This window comes from Paenibacillus sp. 203 (assembly GCF_037027525.1).
Taxonomy (GTDB): domain Bacteria; phylum Bacillota; class Bacilli; order Paenibacillales; family Paenibacillaceae; genus Paenibacillus; species Paenibacillus polymyxa_B.
In genome coordinates this window covers 367,927-387,332 of sequence record NZ_JAXCHD010000006.1, presented here as the reverse complement: position 1 = coordinate 387,332, position 19,406 = coordinate 367,927, and the positions used below count along the sequence as shown (strand labels likewise).

At 47.6% G+C, this 19,406-nt stretch carries 15 protein-coding genes; all 15 read right to left on the bottom strand.

Annotated features, from left to right (window positions below):
• Positions 1 to 4: 4 nt before the first annotated feature.
• Positions 5 to 1,381, bottom strand: coding sequence for a bifunctional folylpolyglutamate synthase/dihydrofolate synthase (locus tag WA407_RS16760; protein ID WP_336077821.1), 1,377 nt, complete (start codon positions 1,379 to 1,381; stop codon positions 5 to 7).
• 36 nt (positions 1,382 to 1,417) lie between these two features.
• Complete coding sequence (locus tag WA407_RS16755) at positions 1,418 to 4,084, bottom strand: valine--tRNA ligase (protein ID WP_336077820.1); 2,667 nt, start codon at positions 4,082 to 4,084, stop codon at positions 1,418 to 1,420.
• A 409-nt stretch (positions 4,085 to 4,493) separates the two neighbouring features.
• Positions 4,494 to 5,822 carry a LysM peptidoglycan-binding domain-containing protein gene (locus WA407_RS16750; protein ID WP_336077819.1) on the bottom strand — a complete coding sequence of 443 codons (1,329 nt, stop codon included), beginning with the start codon at positions 5,820 to 5,822 and terminating at the stop codon, positions 4,494 to 4,496.
• Between the two features lie 126 nt (positions 5,823 to 5,948).
• Positions 5,949 to 6,863 (bottom strand): RluA family pseudouridine synthase, encoded by a 915-nt coding sequence (locus WA407_RS16745; protein WP_250266510.1) that lies wholly within the window; start codon positions 6,861 to 6,863, stop codon positions 5,949 to 5,951.
• A complete protein-coding gene (gene hemL, locus WA407_RS16740) occupies positions 6,860 to 8,164 on the bottom strand; it encodes a glutamate-1-semialdehyde 2,1-aminomutase (RefSeq protein WP_235308614.1) in 1,305 nt (434 codons plus the stop codon). Before hemL ends, WA407_RS16745 begins: the two co-directional genes overlap by 4 nt.
• A gap of 30 nt (positions 8,165 to 8,194) precedes the next feature.
• Positions 8,195 to 9,193 (bottom strand): porphobilinogen synthase, encoded by a 999-nt coding sequence (hemB, locus tag WA407_RS16735; protein WP_235308613.1) that lies wholly within the window; start codon positions 9,191 to 9,193, stop codon positions 8,195 to 8,197.
• Between the two features lie 47 nt (positions 9,194 to 9,240).
• Positions 9,241 to 10,797, bottom strand: coding sequence for a uroporphyrinogen-III C-methyltransferase (gene cobA, locus WA407_RS16730; protein WP_061828814.1), 1,557 nt, complete (start codon positions 10,795 to 10,797; stop codon positions 9,241 to 9,243).
• Positions 10,798 to 10,801: 4 nt separating this feature from the next.
• Positions 10,802 to 11,728, bottom strand: coding sequence for a hydroxymethylbilane synthase (gene hemC, locus WA407_RS16725; RefSeq protein ID WP_336077818.1), 927 nt, complete (start codon positions 11,726 to 11,728; stop codon positions 10,802 to 10,804).
• A 1-nt stretch (position 11,729) separates the two neighbouring features.
• Positions 11,730 to 12,389 carry a precorrin-2 dehydrogenase/sirohydrochlorin ferrochelatase family protein gene (locus WA407_RS16720; protein WP_237166291.1) on the bottom strand — a complete coding sequence of 220 codons (660 nt, stop codon included), beginning with the start codon at positions 12,387 to 12,389 and terminating at the stop codon, positions 11,730 to 11,732.
• Positions 12,386 to 13,213, bottom strand: a complete 828-nt coding sequence (gene ccsA / locus WA407_RS16715; RefSeq protein WP_235308606.1) for a cytochrome c biogenesis protein CcsA — start codon at positions 13,211 to 13,213, stop codon at positions 12,386 to 12,388. Before ccsA ends, WA407_RS16720 begins: the two co-directional genes overlap by 4 nt.
• A gap of 16 nt (positions 13,214 to 13,229) precedes the next feature.
• Positions 13,230 to 14,624, bottom strand: coding sequence for a glutamyl-tRNA reductase (gene hemA / locus WA407_RS16710; RefSeq protein ID WP_069290219.1), 1,395 nt, complete (start codon positions 14,622 to 14,624; stop codon positions 13,230 to 13,232).
• 249 nt (positions 14,625 to 14,873) lie between these two features.
• Positions 14,874 to 15,272, bottom strand: a complete 399-nt coding sequence (speD, locus tag WA407_RS16705) for an adenosylmethionine decarboxylase (protein WP_025365654.1) — start codon at positions 15,270 to 15,272, stop codon at positions 14,874 to 14,876.
• A 269-nt stretch (positions 15,273 to 15,541) separates the two neighbouring features.
• Positions 15,542 to 16,129 (bottom strand): non-ribosomal peptide synthetase module, encoded by a 588-nt coding sequence (locus WA407_RS16700; protein WP_336077817.1) that lies wholly within the window; start codon positions 16,127 to 16,129, stop codon positions 15,542 to 15,544.
• A gap of 289 nt (positions 16,130 to 16,418) precedes the next feature.
• Positions 16,419 to 17,030, bottom strand: coding sequence for a ribosome biogenesis GTP-binding protein YihA/YsxC (yihA, locus tag WA407_RS16695; protein ID WP_061828820.1), 612 nt, complete (start codon positions 17,028 to 17,030; stop codon positions 16,419 to 16,421).
• An 18-nt stretch (positions 17,031 to 17,048) separates the two neighbouring features.
• Complete coding sequence (gene lon, locus WA407_RS16690; protein WP_134903684.1) at positions 17,049 to 19,385, bottom strand: endopeptidase La; 2,337 nt, start codon at positions 19,383 to 19,385, stop codon at positions 17,049 to 17,051.
• Between the last annotated feature and the right edge of the window lie 21 nt (positions 19,386 to 19,406).

Genomic DNA, 19,406 nt, shown 5'->3' with positions numbered 1-19,406 from the left:
AATTTCACCAACCTTTTTCCGAATCGGTTTGATACATAAGGGTAGCCCGTACATCCGCAATAAGGTACAGCGTGCCGGACACCACCCCCAGATCTTCCGCTTCCGTATGTGACTGAAGCAGGCCTAGAGCCTTTTTCCAGTCACCTTCTACAATTATTTTTAAATCCGTTTTGGCATAAGACGGCCGCAGCTTCTCCACGAGATGAGCCAATTCAGCGGCATTCATTTTGCGGCGAAAATCGGGCTCGGTCAGGATAAGCGTATCCACTAGTGGCAGTATATGCTGCAAGTATGCTTCATGATGCTTGTTTGACAGCATTCCCATCATTAAAACCAATTTTCTGTACGAATACACTTGAGGAAGACTCTTAGCCAGCGTCTGTGCTCCTTCTGGATTATGAGCTCCATCAAGGACAATCCTCGGCGAGGTACTGACTTGTTCGAGACGCCCTGCCCAGGCAGTTTGCCTAAAGCCCTCCAGCAATTCTGCATCATCCAACACAAAAGCCATATACTGACGTAGGACCTCAAGTGCCATCATAGCTCCTGCCGCATTAGAACATTGGTGCTCGCCTAACAACGTGATGTCAATTTCCATATGTCGGAAGGGCCCCGCGAATGAAAAGGTCTGAGCTGTTTCATTCCCATTTAGCCGTTCATACGTAAACTGTTCTCCTGCCAGGTACAAGGTAGCTCCTTGCTTTGTCGCCGTTTCACGTATAACCTGAATAGCCTCGGGTTGGGAAACACAACTGACGACAGGTACACCCGGTTTGATGATACCGGCCTTTTCCCTTGCAATCTGTTCGAGCGTATCTCCTAAAATATCCGTATGGTCATAGCCGACATTCGTAATAACTGAGACGATTGGATTCACGATATTAGTTACATCCATCCTTCCCCCGAGACCTGTCTCCCATACCACAACATCTGGGAAAGATACCGTAGCATAGTATAAAATAGCCAATGCTGTCGATACCTCAAACATTGTAGGTGATCCCAATTCACTATCTGCGATTTCTTTCACCAACGGATACAAGCGATTGGCAAGCAAAACCAGCGTTTCATCGGGAATATCGGTCCCATTGAATTGAAAACGGTTCGTAAATCGGGTGATGTACGGAGACGTAAAAGTTCCGACATCGTACCCACATTTCAGTAGCACAGAGGTCAGAAAGGCACAAGTTGAGCCTTTACCGTTGGTTCCCGCAATATGCACAAATTTCAGATGTCGTTGCGGATCACCCAATTTACTCATTAGCTGTTCAATTCGTTCCAATCCAGGTCTGATACCAAACGGAATCAAGCCGTTAATCCATTCCACTACTTCATCATAGCTTTGTAAAGGAGCCGTGTCTCCGCCCCTGATCGTATCTGACATCCTCTTCACCTTCAGGTCATTTTATTGTGAGTGAAATTATCCCTTGAGTTCTTCAATACGTGCGATAACTTTAGCGCGCTTATCTGAGTAATCGGCTTGCTTGGCCTTCTCTTCCTCGATGACTTTAGCTGGTGCCTTCGCCACAAAGCCTTGGTTAGATAACTTTTTCTCCACGCGCTCCACTTCACTGTTCAAATGCTGAAGTTCTTTTTCCAGTCTGCTAATTTCCTGGGCAATATCAAGCAGTCCGGCCAGCGGCAGGTATAGCTCTGCGCCACTAACTATAGATGTCATCGCTTTATCTGGAACGGTGAATTCTAATCCCGCGTCGAATTCAGACGTATTACAGAATCTACGGACATATTCCCCATTGCGGTTAATGATATCGAGAACGGCTTGATCACCGGGTTTTATGAGTAATTCAATTTTTTTACTCATCGGCACGTTGACTTCAGCACGGATATTGCGCACAGCGCGAATTACGTCGATCAGCAAATTCATTTCTGCAACTGCATCCTTATCCTCAAAAGAAGGATCATAAACAGGCCAAGCGGCCAGTGTAATCGTCTCTCCCTCATGCGGAAGATGCTGCCATATTTCCTCAGAGATAAACGGCATGAACGGATGAATCATGCGCAGTGTCCGATCCAATACATATGCAAGTACGGACTGCGTTTTCTTTTTCGCCTCTGCATTTTCGCCGTATAGGGAAAGCTTCGCAAACTCGATGTACCAGTCGCACAAATCATCCCAAATAAAGTTATACAGAAGGCGGCCTGTCTCGCCAAATTCATAAGCATCTATTAGACGCGTGATGTCGCGTGAAGTTTCGTTTAGACGATGCAAAATCCAACGATCAGCAGTGCTTAAGTCACCAGTAATGTCTATATCTGCCGAAGTGACGCCTTCCAGATTCATCAGCGCAAAGCGTGACGCGTTCCAGATTTTATTGGCAAAGTTACGGGCCTGCTCCACCCGCTCCCAGCGGAAACGAAGGTCTTGCCCAGGCGTGCTACTGGTGGAAATCATATAACGCATGGCATCAGTACCATATTGGTCAATCACGTCGAGCGGATCAACACCGTTGCCGAGGGATTTGGACATTTTTCTACCGTCCGCATCGCGAACCAACCCGTGCATAAGTACGTCCTTGAACGGAATCTCTTCCGTAAACTCCAACGCGGTAAAAATCATACGCGATACCCAGAAATAAATAATGTCATAGCCTGTAACCAAGACATTAGTCGGATAGTAGCGTTTGAGGTCCTCTGTCTGCTCAGGCCAGCCCAGTGTCGAAAACGGCCATAAAGCCGAGCTGAACCAAGTATCCAGCACATCCTCATCCTGTTTTAACTTTCTGCCAGCATACTCAGGCAAAGTTGTAGGGTCTTCCGCCGATACAATAACTTCTCCAGTTTCTTCGTCGTACCAAGCCGGAATACGGTGTCCCCACCATAATTGACGGGAAATACACCAGTCACGCACATTTTCAATCCAATGCAGATAAGTACGTTCAAAGCGATCCGGTACAAAGTTTACCCCGTTGCCAGCCTTCTGCACTTCAATGGCTTTAGCTGCCAGAGGCTTCATTTCCACAAACCATTGTGTGGACAGATAAGGTTCTACAACTACACCTGTACGCTCGCTGTGGCCTACTTGATGTACGTGCTCTTCAATACGAATCAGCACGCCCTGCTCTTTCAGATCAGCGACGATTTGCTTACGGCAATCGCTACGATCAAGGCCCTGATATTTGCCTGCTTCGGCATTCATCGTTCCCGTTTCGTCCATCACCGTAATTTGTGGCAGCTGGTGACGTTGTCCCATTTCAAAGTCATTCGGGTCGTGAGCCGGTGTAATTTTAACCGCGCCGCTACCGAAATCTTTATCAACGTAGTCATCCGCAATGATCGGAATTTCCCGTCCGATGATTGGGAGCACAAGTGTTTTGCCGATCATTTGCTTGTAGCGTTCATCTTCCGGGTGTACAGCTACAGCTGTATCGCCCAGCATCGTTTCAGGACGTGTAGTGGCTACCGTAATAAATCCGCTACCGTCTTTCAGTGGATATTGCAGGTGATACAGATTTCCGTTCACCTCTTTGTATTCCACCTCAATGTCCGATAATGCAGTACGTGCAGCAGGGTCCCAGTTAATGATACGTTTACCGCGATAAATCAGACCCTTCTTGTACAGTTTAACGAATACCTCACGTACCGCTTGGGACAGTCCCTCATCCAGCGTAAAACGCTCACGAGAATAATCGAGAGAAAAGCCCATCTTTTCCCATTGGTTATGGATATTATCTAGATAAAGATCCTTCCACTCCCACACTTTCTCCAAAAACTTCTCGCGGCCCAAATCATAACGTGTCAGGCCTTCTTCACGCAGCTTTTGCTCTACCTTTGTTTGGGTAGCAATACCCGCATGGTCTGCCCCTGGCAGCCACAAGGCATCATACCCCTGCATCCGCTTGGCGCGAATAATAATATCCTGCAAAGTAAAGTCAAGAGCATGTCCTATATGCAACATACCTGTAACATTCGGTGGTGGAATAACGATTGTAAAAGGCTCTGCCTCTGGATGTTGCCCAGCGCGGAAATAGCCCTTCTCCATCCACGTTTTGTACCATTTTTGTTCTGCTGATTTTGGATCGTACGTTGTTGGCATTTCCAAGGTTGTCTTGTTGTCTTGTTCTGACATATCAGGATACCTCCATGATTTTTCAATTGGCAAACAAAAAAAGCCTTTCATCCTCAAAGGACGAAAGGCTGTTCTCTCGCGGTACCACCTTTGTTTCACCCCTAGTGTATGTATCCACTGATCCATTACACATGGTGTGACACTTTATGCAGATAACGGTTGCGGACCGGCCTTATTCTACCGTGAGCCTCTTATCTTCCGTAGGAATTAAATGAGGAACCGTTCAAACAGGCGACTCCCGGGTGACTTCGGCCAGTAGCTTCCTGCGGAACCTCACAGCGCTGCAATTCCACTCTCTGAAGGGCTTGCTGCCTACTCTTCCCGATCTCAGTCTTTCAATAACTATACCACATCATACATTTCCCATTGACTATAGTCAACACCCGCCGTGCATTTTTCAGCAACCGGATCAAGGGATATACAATACCTGTCCTTCTTCCACATGATGCTCCGCCAATCTGTTATACAGTTGAAGCTCACGTGTGCTGAGCTGATAACGGTCAGCTATGGTTTCCAGTGTATCCTCGCGCTGTACAATGCATAACCGCACCTTGCGAAAAGGTGTTTCATCTTGTGTATGAAAAAAAAGGTTCTTCCACTTGGCATTCTCTCGCTCTTCTTCGGCTTTCTGATCCTGATCCTGCGGCTCCTGCTCCAACTGCTGCTGGTATTCGGCTTCCTTCACCGAACGGCTGGATTGGAGTAATGATGAGTAGACAACCGGGTCTGGCTCGTCTGCCCTTTCATCCTTTTTACTGTTGAGCGCTACACGCATCTCTGGCTTATCCTCAGTAAAGGTGTCATGGGCCTCGTGGTTAACCTGTTCTGACGCTTCAGGCCTGAAGTCGAAGTTATCTACTTGACTCGCTTCCAACTGTGGCTCCAGATAGACCTCGGACTCCGTGGCAGGATGCGGTTCAGACAGCAAAGGTTCATATACTATATTAGGAGATGCGGAAGATACTTTGGGCTCATTTCCCCCTGCCCATGCTTCCTCTTGCTGAAATCCCCACACTTCCGGAGACCCATGCTCATGCTTGACCTCGGGAGAGCTGTCTTCAACTGCTTTGCCCGTCCAAGGCTCATAGAATCGGTTAGGATCTACTGCCGACTCATAAGCTTGCTGTTCCGACAATGACTTCTGTTCCTCATGTTCCTCAGACGGCTGTTCCCAAGAAACGGACTCCTGTTGTGCTGGCACCCTGTAGGAAGTTTCAGGATCTGTAACGTAATCGGAGGACGAGTCATTGGTAGAATAGGCCTCTGCATGATGCTCTCCATCGGCGGAAAGGGATTGAACCGGATGCTCAGGTGCATGCACTACGGTAAATTCCTCATCCAGCCAAACCGCCGTCTCCTCCGCGTGCGAGCTTTCCACGCCATGCAAAGAAAGAACGCCTGTAATGTTTAGACTACGTAAAGAAAGCAGGTCCACATCAAAATTTTCAATCTCGACAGAGATATCTTCCAATCTCCCTACGCGGTTTAGCGGAATGGTAATTTCCACAGGGATCAAATGATGAAGCTCGCTCGTGATCTGTTCAGGTGTGCGGTACACGCCCTCCAGCAGCAAATGCCCTCGCAAAGCGGCATGGTCGCCGTGGGTTACAACCTGAATGCGTGGCAGAAGCTCAATTTCCTCCAACTCAGCAATCCCGGCAGCTTCCTCCGTCAAATGAATGCGTTCATAAATATCAAAACGCAAGCCTTGCGGCTGATCATTCTGTTGTTTGTTCAAGGATGGCATCCTCCTTTGGGCAGTCTCCGCACATCCTCTGACTTCTGGTCAGGCGCACGGAAACTCCATATTGCAAACCGTTTCTAGGTTCAAGTATATGCGCCAAAATAGAAGGCATGCCATCTTTTATAGCTGTTTGTGTAGCTTTTGAAAATCATCCGGCCAAGCATCCTCCACGGTAATCGTTTCGCCACTCAGCGGATGACAGAAAGTAAGACGCTCTCCGTGCAGCGCCTGCCTGCCAAAATCAGTAGCCCGCCCCCCGTATAATACATCCCCAAGCAATGGGTAGCCAGCATGACTAAGATGTACGCGAATCTGGTGCGTCCGGCCTGTCTCCAGCGTCAGATATACGAGACTCACTGCACTTGGACCGCTTCCCCATACTTCTCCGAGTTCAATATGGGTAACCGCCTTTTGCCCAGTTGGAGATACACGACGGCGCTGCTTATGATGCCTGTCCTTGCCAATCGGCCAATCCAACGTTCGCAGCGATGGGGGTACTTTCCCTCGTACCAAAGCCACATACCTGCGGCCTATATCCTTAGCTCGCATTTGCTCGTCCAGCTTGAGCAACGCAAATTCATTTTTGGCATATAGCACTGGGCCCGTCGTATCCACATCCAGACGATGTACATGCCGTACCGCCGCATGAATGCCATTCATCTCATAGTAGGATGCGACAGCATGATCCAACGTCAGCGGACCATCCTGCACAGCGCCATCCGGATGTACTGCCATACCTGCCGGTTTATGCACTACCAGGCAAAAATCATCTTCATACAGTACCTTCAAATCATACCAACGAGGGGTGATTCCAAGGTTCATTACAGGAAAAAGGGCCAGCCGCAGCCGGTCCCCTGTAAGTTCAATCTCTTTTGCATGACGCAGTCTGCGCCACAGCTTTTCCGGTAATTCCAAACGATTCAGCAACCACTGATCTACAGCATCAGCATTGTTTTTTTCCCCGTCTGTGATTTCCCGTCCTGGCGTGACTTCCAGCCACGGTCCTCTTCTTTTCCAGCCACCTTGCCAGCTCATAGACGTTTGAGCGCGCGATAGTTCGCCTCAATGGTGGCATCAATATCCTCTACCGTATGCACGCCCGACACAAACATACCCTCAAATTGAGATGGTGCCACACTGACTCCCTCATTCACCATTTCAGTAAAGTAACGGCGGAAGTGGTCCTGATTACTCGTTTTAGCTGTGTCAAAATTGACAACCTTTTCTTCTGTAAAAAATGGACAAACCATGGAACCCACGCGATTGATCGTGACAGGGATACCCAGCTCGCTCGCATTACGTTCGAATCCGGCTTGAAGTCTTGCTGCCCGCTCTTCCAGGCGATCGTATACTTCTGGCGTCAGCAATTTAAGTGTCGAATAACCTGCTGCCATAGCCAGCGGATTTCCGCTAAGCGTACCCGCTTGATAAATTGGCCCCGATGGAGCAATCTGCTCCATAATATCGCGACGTCCGCCGTAAGCACCTACAGGGAGTCCACCACCAATCACTTTACCCAGACAGGTAAGATCCGGCGTCACACCAAAGCGACCTTGAGCCGAATGAAGTCCAACCCGGAATCCAGTCATCACTTCATCAAAAATCAGCAGACTTCCGTACTGCTGGGTTACCTCACGCAAACCTTCCAAAAATCCAGGCTGTGGCGGTACAACTCCCATATTGCCTGCTACTGGCTCGACAATAATTGCGGCAATCTCTTCGCCAAATTTCTCAAAAGCTAGCTTCACCGAAGCCAAATCATTATAAGGAACGGTGATGGTATGGGTGGCTACGACTTCAGGTACACCCGGACTATCGGGCAAACCTAATGTCGCAACCCCAGAGCCTGCTTTAATCAGCAAGCTGTCCGCATGACCGTGATATGATCCCTCAAATTTAAGAATTTTACTACGGCTCGTAAATCCGCGTGCGAGTCGAATCGCACTCATAGTCGCCTCAGTTCCGGAGTTAACCATACGTACAATGTCCATAGAAGGAACACGCTCACATACGAGCTTGGCCATTTCGGTTTCTGCCAACGTTGGTGCGCCGAAGCTGGTTCCTTTTACAACAGCAGCCTGTAAAGCTTTAACCACTTCGGGATGTGCATGGCCCATAATAAGCGGTCCCCATGAACATACATAGTCTAAATAGGATTGACCATCAATATCATATACACGCGATCCTTCGCCATGGTCAATATATACAGGTGTAATCCCAACAGATTTAAAAGCCCGTACCGGGCTGTTAACGCCACCCGGAATGTATTGTTTTGCCTCATCAAAGGCTACTTTGGAGTTCGTATCCTTGCGCACTTTCCGTTGTTCGTCGATCAATCTGACCACTCCTATCTTCTAAAAATAGACTTATTGCTTCAACCATCTTGCCGCATCCTTGGCCGAATAGGTAATAATCATATCTGCACCCGCACGCTTCATGCTTGTCAAAATCTCCAGCACCATTGCTTTTTCATCAATCCAGCCTTGGAGAGCGGCTGCCTTGACCATGGCATATTCACCACTAACGTTGTAAGCCACCATAGGCAGATCAAATTGATCCTTAATCGTGCGCATCACGTCCAGGTAAGAAAGAGAAGGCTTCACCATCAGCATATCCGCACCCTCCAGCACATCAGACTCCGCTTCTCGCAATGCTTCACGTGCATTGGCAGGGTCCATCTGATAGGATTTGCGGTCACCAAACTGCGGCGCAGAGTCTGCGGCTTCCCGGAAAGGACCATAAAAAGCAGACGCATATTTGACGGAATACGACATAATCGGAATATGTGAAAAGCCTTCCAGATCCAGCCCCTGCCGAATCGCCTGTACAAAACCGTCCATCATATTAGATGGCGCGATAATATCCGCACCAGCTCTGGCCTGAGAAACGGCTGTACGTACCAGCACCTCTAGAGATTCATCATTCAATACTTCACCGCATATCTCACCATCGTGCTCATGCATGTGTACCATACCGCAGTGTCCATGGTCCGTAAACTCACACAAACAAGTGTCAGCCACAACCAGCAGTTCGGGATAACGCGACTTGATCAAACGAGTAGCTTCCTGAACAATACCATCGTCCACAAAAGCCGAAGTCCCTACACTGTCTTTTGTTTCCGGTATGCCAAACAGGAGCACGGCGGGAATGCCAAGCTCACTAATCTCTTTCAGTTCTTCCTCCAGCCGATCCAGAGAAAAACGGTATACACCTGGCATAGAGCTAATTTCCTGTTTCACCCCAGTGCCAAATGTTACGTAGATCGGTTGGATAAAATCAGCGGGATTCAATACCGTCTCACGCACCATGCTGCGGATTGCAGCCGACTGGCGCAAACGACGATGCCTAGTAAAAGGAACACTCATGAATACAAACCTCCATTTTTTATACATTCATTAGCAAAAACAAAAAATTATAATGTCATAAGAGTACTTGATCGTTTCCAGTCACATAACGATTGGATCAGACTTTCAATGGTTGCCTTCTCTGACATAAAACTCACAGTCAAACCGGCTTGGGTAGCTGTCTCACCGGTCAAAGGACCTATCACAGCAATCGTAACTCCCTCCAGCAGCGACAACGGATCATGGATTCCCATTTGTCTGAGCGCTTCCAGAAAAAAGGTGACGGTTGAGGAACTCGTAAACGTAATCGCGTGAATGGCTCGTTCCTCAAGCAGCTTGAGGAGCTCGTCATCCTGTGTGTTGGCTGCCAGCACAGTTTGATACAAATCAGCCTCGGTCACATGAAGCCCCATCTCCCTCAGCTTTTCTGGCAGCCAAGGCCGAGCTAGATCACCTCTAGGTAGAAATACATTCTGCCCTGCCTGCAAATCCTGCTCAAATCCTTCGAGCAAGCCTTCTGCCTGAAAAGGGCCTTCGATCTGTTCTGCCACAATTCCATGTGTCCGAAGCGCAGCTGCTGTAGCTGGTCCGACTGCGGCAATACGAGCTTTGAACAGCATGCGTACGTCCTTGCCCTGTTCCTTTAAGTGCGTGAAAAAGTATTCAACTCCATTAACGCTGGTGAAAAACACCCAATCATATTCAGGTAGTCGCGCAAATGCCTCTTTAATTTCCTGTTTGGTTGGCTCGTCCGAGGGGGCGACCGTCTGAATAACTGGAAATTCATATGGCTCGCCACCAAGCTCCTCAATCCGGCGAACCAGACTGCTGGCCTGCGCGCGCGCGCGAGTAACCAAAATCCGTTTGCCAAACAAAGGCATGTCCTCAGCCCATTTTAACTGTTCACGTTGATTGACCACTTCTCCGACAACGATGACGGCGGGAGGTTGAAAATTCGCGGCCTTCACCTTAGCTTCAATATCCGCCAGCGTACCCACCAGCGTATCCTGCTCGGCGCGGGTCCCCCAACGGATCAAGGCAACAGGAGTATTTGACGGCTTGCCGTGTTTTATCAGCTGTTCACTGATATAGCCGATCTTGGCTACACCCATCATAAAGATCAGTGTGCCCGTTGCGTTCGTCACTTTATCCCAATGAATACTTTTGTCGAGTTTATCGGGACTTTCATGACCTGTAATGATAGACAGCGATGAGGCCATATCCCGGTGTGTGACTGGAATGCCCGCATAGGCGGGCACACTGATTGCTGATGTGATGCCGGGTATAATTTCATAGGAAATACCATGTTTACGCAGTAGCCCGGCTTCCTCGCCGACTCGTCCAAATATAGTGGGGTCTCCCCCTTTAAGACGAACAACTGTTTTTCCTTCCAAGGCCAAATCCACCAGCAGCTGATTAATTTCCTCTTGCTTCATGGTGTGACGATCTGGCAACTTGCCGACATAGATTTTTTGGGCACCTGGCTTCATCAATCCCAAGAGGCGCGGGCTTGCCAGTCTGTCGTACACAATGACATCGCCCAATTGAATGCATTCCCAACCCTTGACCGTAATTAATCTTGCGTCTCCAGGTCCTGCACCTACCAAATATACTTTTCCTGCCATGCTATCATCCCCTCACCTGCGCCAGAATCTGTTCCGCTCCTTTGGCTATCAAACTGGCCGCCACCGCTTCTCCCAGCTTTTGCGGATCATTTCCCTGGAGCGTTTCCTTCAAAATAACCTCGCCATCTGGCGAGCCTACCATGCCCGTGAGGCTGATTTCTTGATCAGCCCAGACCGCATGAGCCCCAATCGGCACTTGGCACCCCCCATTTAACACGCCTAGAAAGGTTCGTTCTGCCGCAACGGTAGCCGAGGTATCTCGGTCGTTGTAAAGGCGCAGCAAGGCCAATAGCTCTTCATCGCTCGCACGACATTCAATACCTAGCGCTCCCTGCCCAACCGCCGGCAAACAGTCTTCTTCCGGTATATAGGACGTAATTCGCTCTTTCCAGCCCATCCGATGCAAGCCTGCTGCCGCCAAAATGATAGCGTCAAAACCTTCCGTCTCCAGCTTTTTCAGACGGGAATCAATATTACCCCGCACAGGCTCCAATTGTAGATCAGGTCGCATGGACTTGATTTGACTGGCTCTGCGCAGGCTGCTCGTGCCCACCTTTGCCCCTTGAGGCAAATCCTCCAGGCTCTTGGCGCCCAATGTGATCAGGCAATCACGTGGGTCCTCACGGCGCGGCACAGCGCCGTTGACAAGCCCTTCCGGCAATTCGGAAGGCATATCCTTCATACTATGTACTGCCATATCAATCTCACCAGCCAGCATGGCCTGTTCAATTTCTTTGACAAAAAGCCCTTTGCCACCCACTTTGGACAAGGTTACATCCAATATTCGATCACCCTTGGTCAGGATTTTCTTCACGACAAATTGCAAATCCATTCCATGCTTCGCGCACAGCGCGTTCAAATCTTCAATGACATGCCCGGTCTGAGTTAACGCCAACGCACTCTGTCTGCTGCCTACCACAATTGTTCGCATGTTATTCCTCCTGATTTTGCGCAATCCATAGGTCTATTTCTTTTTCGGTCCAAGCCATAAATTCATGACGCCGTATTTGATCCAAAATCCCGCTACTCGCCAGGCGCCTCAGTAGTTTGGTCCTTTGCTGTGGGGAACTTATCTTACGTTTGATGATCTGTCGCATATCGTGCATGAAATCCAGATATGGCTCGTATTCGCTACCAAACAACGTATTCAAAGCTGATGTAATATCAGTGGTTACAGCAGGGCCAGCCCCTTCTGTGGAAATACTAATCGTCAGTCTTCCTCGTCGAATGGTACCCGGCGTTATAAAGTCTCCCTCTTCCGATCGATCCGCCACATTTACCAGTATACCCCTTTGTCTGGCCTCATGCGCAACCTCATAATTCACTTCTCTCTGGTTCGTCGCCGCATATACAAGAAAGGCTCCCTGGAGGTCACCCTCGCGATATACGCGATTTACCCAGTGGAGCTGCTTGTGATCCGCCAGAACCTGTAAATCCGGCGTTATATTCGGGCTAATGACGGTAATGAATGCCCCACTTTCCATCATCCCCTTTACCTTTCGTTCCGCAATCCTACCGCCACCTACAACACAACAGATCTTATTCTTACAATTCAACGAAATCGGGACAAAATGCTGCAAAAGGCTTTTCACTCTCCCGTCCACTGATGAAATACAGACCAGGAATTCAGCAAAAAATTAAGAATCAATAGCGTGTAGCCCACCAATGCCCACTTTGCCATTACAAGCCCTGAACGCTGATTCAATCTTTTGCTCACTAAAAATATAATATACACGCACAAGGCAATCGCTGTCATCAGCACCTTGGTATCTAGCAAGAGACGCCAGCGTTCCTCGGCAATAATAGAAATAACGGCAACTACAATAGAGACCCCCAACAAAGGAGTACCAATCAACAGCGCCATATGCGTATACCGGTCCATCATTTCCAGACTCGGCAGGCGTCTGATCGTGTCATTCCATTTCTTTACTTTCAATTTACGATGCAAAAACAGATATAACCCCGAAAATACAGCTGCTACCGTCATTGCTACAAAACCAAGATTAGCCAGCGCAATATGAATCAGGAGCAGACCATGCACGGTATGCCAATTTCCAAGCGGGTTGTCGAGAGGCTCCATCCATATATTGTTGAGCACTAGCACTGCAAAACTAATAATATCAAGCAACAATACCGCAAATTCGGATCGCTGATAACGTGTCAGAATCAAAGAAATCAGTACCAAAATAACTGAGAACAGAAATAGAAAATCGTAGGTCACGAAAATAGGGAGATGCCCTTCATTCCAGGTTCTTATCCCCATATAAGCAAGCTGGAGCACCAGAACGACAACAAGAAGCCCTGTACCTGTCCGTTTAGCATTCGCATTGCGACGAATCCCATCCGAGAATACAAACAGAAGGCTCAGGGCAAAAACATAAATCATTGAATCATATATAAGCATGCCTGAAGCCACTTCTGTTCACCCACCTTTACAGGCTAGCCGGCGCAAACGACGCTGGCAAAGCCTGAGCCTGAACGGTTTTTTCATGAACACCGGCTTCCGGTTTCATTAACGCAGATGCATCGCTTTTATCTACTTTCTGAGCGGCGTCATCCAAACGATCCTCCAAAGCAAAAATATGGCTAAACATGTCTAGGGCCTCATTCCCCTGCTTTTGAACAGCCAGTTCTTTTACCCGATTGATCGGATCATGCATCATCTGATTCAGCATACTTTTCGTCAAGCGGCTAATCACTTTGCGTTGCCGTTCATCCAGCTCAGGAAGCTTATTGAACAAGCTTTCCAACGTATCCTGATGTACAGACTCCGCTTTTTCCTGTAATGCACGAATCACCGGACGCACTCCCATCGTTTTCAACCATTGATAAAACTCGCTAAGCTCATCTTCGATCATATGCTCGATTTTTGTAGCTTCGGTACGGCGCATTTCCAAATTGCTCTCCACGATCCCTTCCAGATCATCAATATCGTACAGGAAAACATTCTGTAATTCACCAATAGCCGGGTCGAGATCACGCGGAACCGCAATATCAATCATAAACAAAGGACGGGACTGTCGACGTTTCATACTTGCTTCAACCCGAGTCCGATCCAGAATATAACCCTGGGCACCTGTCGAACTAATGACAATATCCACATCCGCCAACCGATTCATGCCTTCCTCCATCGTAACCGGCGTTCCATGGAACTTGGAGGCAAGGTCTTCCGCACGGGACAGGGTTCGGTTTGCTACAATAACCTCAGCTGCTCCACCGCTGTACAAATGCTTAACAGTAAGCTCGCTCATTTTACCAGCACCGAGAATCAGTACCTTTTTATCGGTAAACATCCCGAAAATCCGTTTGCCCAGCTCAACTGCTGCATAGCTGACAGATACGGCACTTTCTCCAATAGACGTCTCCGAATGGGCACGCTTGCCCAATGTGACGGCCTGCTTAAACAACATATTAAACCACGTTGCCGTAATTTTCTGGGATTGAGCCTGAAGAAAAGCGTTCTTTACCTGTCCCAAAATTTGTGTTTCTCCGATTACCATAGAATCAAGGCCACAAGTCACACGGAACAAATGCCGAATCGCCTGCTCGTCCTCATATATATATAAATGTTGTGTAAATTGATCACGCGGAATGCCAAACCATTGCTCCATAAAACTGCGTATAAAATAACCGCACATGTGAAGGCGGTCCACCACAACATATATTTCAGTCCGATTGCAGGTTGCGACAACTACGCCCTCCAACACACTTTTGGTAAGTTTGAGTTGTTCCAGCGCTTTTGGCAAATCTTCTTCTGCAAATGTAAAACGCTCTCTGACTTCCACAGGCGCCGTACGATAATTCAACCCAACAACGACGATGTGCATTGCAAATTCACCTGCCTAAACTGTAATAAGAATAACCACTGTTATCATAAACTATGTTAATTATATCACAGAAGTCCGAATCTCCTTCGGCTGTTTTATGAATTGTTTATGAAAATTGGATGGCGTTCATGAACATCTAGCACGTTCTGTATGATTTGATTTAGTGTAAACCACTTTTAAAACAAATAACCATGGAAATGTTCCATGGTTATAATATAGGACGCACAAAGGGCTCCATAAAAGAACGATTTACACCAACTCAGCCAACTTGCACTCCGGTGATTCCACCTGAAGTTCTCCCAAGCCGCGAATCAGCTTCTTCGCATATGTTTTTTTCGGTTTTAGAACGGATACCAGGTAATCAATAGCCAGCTGTGGATCGACAGTCTCACCGCAAGTATAACAATCAATAGCGGCAAATCCTCTCTCAGGATACGTATGAATAGAGAGATGACTCTCCGACAACAGTACAAGCACGGTAGCTCCCTGTGGTTCGAATTGCTTGGATTGCACGGACATCACCGTGGCTCCGCAAGCTTCAGCTGCTTCAACTAATTGAGCCTCCAAAAACTGCGCATCATTCAGTAATTCAAACTCAACACCCCAAGTATCTACGGCAACGTGTCTTCCGAAAGTTGAGTACTCCAATTCCATCTTTCGGTTCCCCCCTTCCTAGGAATAAAATGTTTGAAAAAATTTCATCCGCTAGGACCTACGTCATTCACTTCCCGAGGGAATAACCTCTCGCAACATTCAATGTCCTGAGTGAATCCTGGTTCCTATATTCATTTTCAACGAGATTAAAAATAACATCTATGTGCAGCAAATGCAATCATTTTTTTGGAATAAAAAAGCCCCTTTCGGTAAAGAAAGGGACTACACTGCATAACGATTCATTCTAGATGTTCAAGTCTTTTTTAGGCTTCCAGTGCAAATAATTTCGAGCAACTCATTCGAAGCTTGTGGTCAATCTGCTCCAACTCCGAGAAAGTACGCGCCAAATTCCGCTGGTCAAGCAACGAATTAATGAGATGATATACGTCTGATATTTCATTTTCGACGTTCTGATGCTGAAAAAGCTGTTGCAGTTCCTGAACCGTATTTTTATATTCAAATACCAGCCTGGAGCCTACGGCATTCTTCTCCATAATTTTACGAACCGTACCTTCATTATAAAAATACACCATAGTGAATCCTTGATACATTCGGTAAACGATGCCTTCGCCCTTAAAACGAACAAAAAGTTTGCGTATAAACAGGGTTAGTTGCGGATGAATTAAGCGGCAAGTCAATTCACACACAAACGCTCCCTCTTGGGCTTCAAAAAACAAATGAACTTCCTCACCCGCATTATGCTCCAGAACGATTTCCTGTCTTCCGTTATCTAGAACTTTAATATAGTAATGCACCTGGGGATCATCCACTGCCCGCAAAAATTCGTCCATTTGAGTTTCCGACAAGGTCAAAGTGGTTTTAACATACTCTGTGGCTAACCGCCGAGCCATACCAATCTCCTCAATTCTTTCCTGAACCTATAAGTTTAAGCTTTATGCTTTATTATACATCAGACCTACAACGCTTTTCTTGCACATCAAATCATAAATTTCCGCCATACATCGGAAATAAACAGAAAATGATGGGGTTGAGACTGCATTATCCCCCATATCCTCACTTTTCTGCTTAAATTCTATCAGTTCCTTTAGTTATTATATATTATTCCTACCCATTTAGTGAGTTTATTTTTTTTGAAGCCTGAATCATGAAAAAGGGACGCCCTCAAGGACGTCCCTAACCTTACAATTCCGTCTGCTCTTCGTCGTCATTCTCTATATAGCTGGAGATGACAGACCACAGCTCTTCCTTGCCCATACCTTCTTCGGATGAAAAGGGGATAAACAATCCCCCGGGAAGTATTCCTAGTTCCTGCTTGATTACCTTATAATGCTTTTCTCGCCGCGTTTTAGGGATTTTATCTGCCTTAGTACCTACAACGCAGACTGGAAGCCCGTGATGGCGCAGCCAATCGTGCATCATGATATCGTCCTTGGACGGCGGATGACGCAAATCTACCATTTGAAGCACCAGTTTGAGTGGCTCACGCTCCAGCAAATAAGACTCAATCATCTGCCCCCAAGCCTTGCGGGACGTTTTGGATACCTTGGCATAACCATAACCGGGAAAATCGACAAAATAGAGGTCATCATTAATCCGGTAATAATTGAGTTGCTGGGTTTTACCTGGCGTAGAACTGGTACGCGCCAAATTTTTACGGTTAATCAACCGATTAATCAGTGAAGACTTTCCTACATTGGAGCGCCCCGCCAGAGCAATCTCTGGCAAAGCGTCCACAGGAAACTGATCGGGGCCAACCGCACTTATTATAAATTCTGCTTTTGTTACTTTCATTGTGTTCTTAATTCCTCTCTAATGTACCCTTGCCTGCTCAACCAAAGCATGCTTTAGCACCTGATCCATATGGGCAACGGGGACAAATTCAACATCCTGCCGGATACTGTCGGGAATATCCTTCAAATCCCGTTCATTATCTTTGGGGAGCAGAATTTTTTTGTAGCCTGCCCGATGGGCAGCCAGCGACTTCTCTTTCAAACCACCAATCGGCAATACTCGGCCGCGCAAAGTAATTTCGCCCGTCATAGCTACATCCTTGGATACATGACGGTTGGTCAAAGCTGAAATTAATGCGGTAGCAATAGTAATTCCCGCAGATGGGCCATCCTTCGGAATCGCACCCTCAGGAATATGAATGTGGATATCATTTTTCTCATAAAAGTCCAGTTCAATGCCCAGATCAACTGCTTTGGAACGAGTGTAGCTGAATGCCGCCTGGGCAGATTCCTTCATAACGTCTCCCAATTTACCCGTAAGAATCAGTTTACCACTACCAGGTACGACCGTCACTTCAATCATCAGTGTTTCACCACCGACCTCTGTCCATGCCAAGCCTGTAACCGTACCGATCTGATCCTCCAGTTCTGCAACACCGTAACGGAATTTAGCGATACCCAGATAATCCTTCAGATTATCCGGTGTGATTTGAATCGGCCCTTCGCCACCAGATACAACGGACTTCGCCGCCTTGCGGCACAGAGAAGCCATTTGCTGTTCTAGATTCCGCACACCGGATTCACGGGTATATTCACGAATGACACGCAGGAGCGTATCCTCCCCGATGACCAACTGTTCCTCGTTCAAGCCATGCTCTCTCTTCTGCTTGGGCAATAGGTACCGGTTGGCGATTTCCAGCTTCTCCAGTTCGGTGTAGCCTGGAATATAGAGTGTCTCCATACGGTCCATTAGCGGACGCGGGATGTTGTGTGCAGCATTGGCTGTCGTTACAAACATCACATTGGACAGATCAAACGGCAGCTCGACAAAATGGTCACTGAACGTATTGTTTTGTTCAGGATCAAGCACTTCGAGCAATGCTGCCGATGGATCCCCCCGAAAATCGGAAGCCATTTTATCAATCTCATCCAGCAAAAATACCGGATTAGACGTTCCTGCGGTCTTCATCCCTTGAATGATCCGTCCCGGCATCGCGCCAACATAAGTCCGGCGGTGACCACGGATTTCCGCTTCATCCCGCACACCTCCGAGAGAAATGCGAACAAATTCCCGACCCATGGATTTGGCAATCGAACGGGCCAACGAGGTCTTGCCGACCCCTGGCGGGCCTACGAGACACAGAATCGGTCCCTTAATGGTCTTCACCAGCTTACGCACAGCCAAATACTCCAATACACGTTCCTTGGGTTTATCGAGTCCGTAGTGGTCGTTATTGAGTACCTCTTCAGCTTTGACGATATCCAGATCATCATCGGTAAACTTGTTCCACGGCAAGCTTAACAACCAATCAACATAATTACGGATGACGCCACCCTCGGCAGAGCTTGCCGGCATTTTTTCCAGACGATCGATTTCCTTTTCAACCTTCTCCTTCACCGGAACAGGTAGCTCCAGTTCACTTAGCTGGTTGCGCAGTTCTTCAACTTCTCCTGCGCGGCCTTCCTTCTCGCCAAGTTCCTTTTGAATCGCCTTCATTTGTTCACGCAGATAATACTCCTTCTGCGTCTTCTCCATTTGCTTCTTCACACGCTGGTTGATTTTACGTTCCAGCTCCAGTACTTCACGCTCATTGTTCAAAATATCCAGAAGCTTCTCCAGACGCTGAGTAACGTCGATCGTCTCCAGTATATCCTGCTTTTCCTTAATTTTGAGCGTAAGATGACTTGTGATCACGTCTGCAAGTCGTCCCGGCTCCTCAATATCGGATACCGCAGCGAGAGTCTCTGGTGTTACCTTTTTGGACAAGTTGATATAATGCTCGAACTGAGTTAATACAGTGCGCATAAGCGCATCCGTCTCAGGCTGTACGTTTTCTGCCTCGTGCAGCTCCTTCGCCATTACCTCGTAATATTCTTCATTGTCCGTATATTGAATAATCTCGGCGCGTTCCAGCCCTTCCACCAATACTCGAATAGTTCCATTAGGAAGCTTGAGCATCTGGCGCACCTTGGCTACCGTGCCGACTCGAAAGATGTCCTCTTGTGTAGGTTCTTCAATATTTACTTCTGATTGAGAACACAGGAGAATCAAATTGTCTTCAACCATCGCTTTTTCCAAAGCCTTGACCGATTTTTCCCGGCCCACATCGAGATGCAGAACCATGCTCGGGTAGACCAGAAGTCCTCTTAAAGGCAGCAAAGGAAAACGACGACCTTTTGTCTTGGTGGGTCCCATCGCTTTCGCACCTCCAGTGAT

Bases quoted from the DNA above. Each gene is read 5' to 3' on its own strand.
- WA407_RS16760 (WP_336077821.1), bottom strand. From the start codon at position 1,381: ATGTCAGATACGATCAGGGGCGGAGACACGGCTCCTTTACAAAGCTAT.
- WA407_RS16755 (WP_336077820.1), bottom strand. From the start codon at position 4,084: ATGTCAGAACAAGACAACAAGACAACCTTGGAAATGCCAACAACGTAC.
- WA407_RS16745 (WP_250266510.1), bottom strand. From the start codon at position 6,863: ATGAGCTGGCAAGGTGGCTGGAAAAGAAGAGGACCGTGGCTGGAAGTC.
- hemB (WP_235308613.1), bottom strand. From the start codon at position 9,193: ATGAGTGTTCCTTTTACTAGGCATCGTCGTTTGCGCCAGTCGGCTGCA.
- cobA (WP_061828814.1), bottom strand. From the start codon at position 10,797: ATGGCAGGAAAAGTATATTTGGTAGGTGCAGGACCTGGAGACGCAAGA.
- hemC (WP_336077818.1), bottom strand. From the start codon at position 11,728: ATGCGAACAATTGTGGTAGGCAGCAGACAGAGTGCGTTGGCGTTAACT.
- hemA (WP_069290219.1), bottom strand. From the start codon at position 14,624: ATGCACATCGTCGTTGTTGGGTTGAATTATCGTACGGCGCCTGTGGAA.
- WA407_RS16700 (WP_336077817.1), bottom strand. From the start codon at position 16,129: ATGGCTCGGCGGTTAGCCACAGAGTATGTTAAAACCACTTTGACCTTG.
- yihA (WP_061828820.1), bottom strand. From the start codon at position 17,030: ATGAAAGTAACAAAAGCAGAATTTATAATAAGTGCGGTTGGCCCCGAT.
- lon (WP_134903684.1), bottom strand. From the start codon at position 19,385: ATGGGACCCACCAAGACAAAAGGTCGTCGTTTTCCTTTGCTGCCTTTA.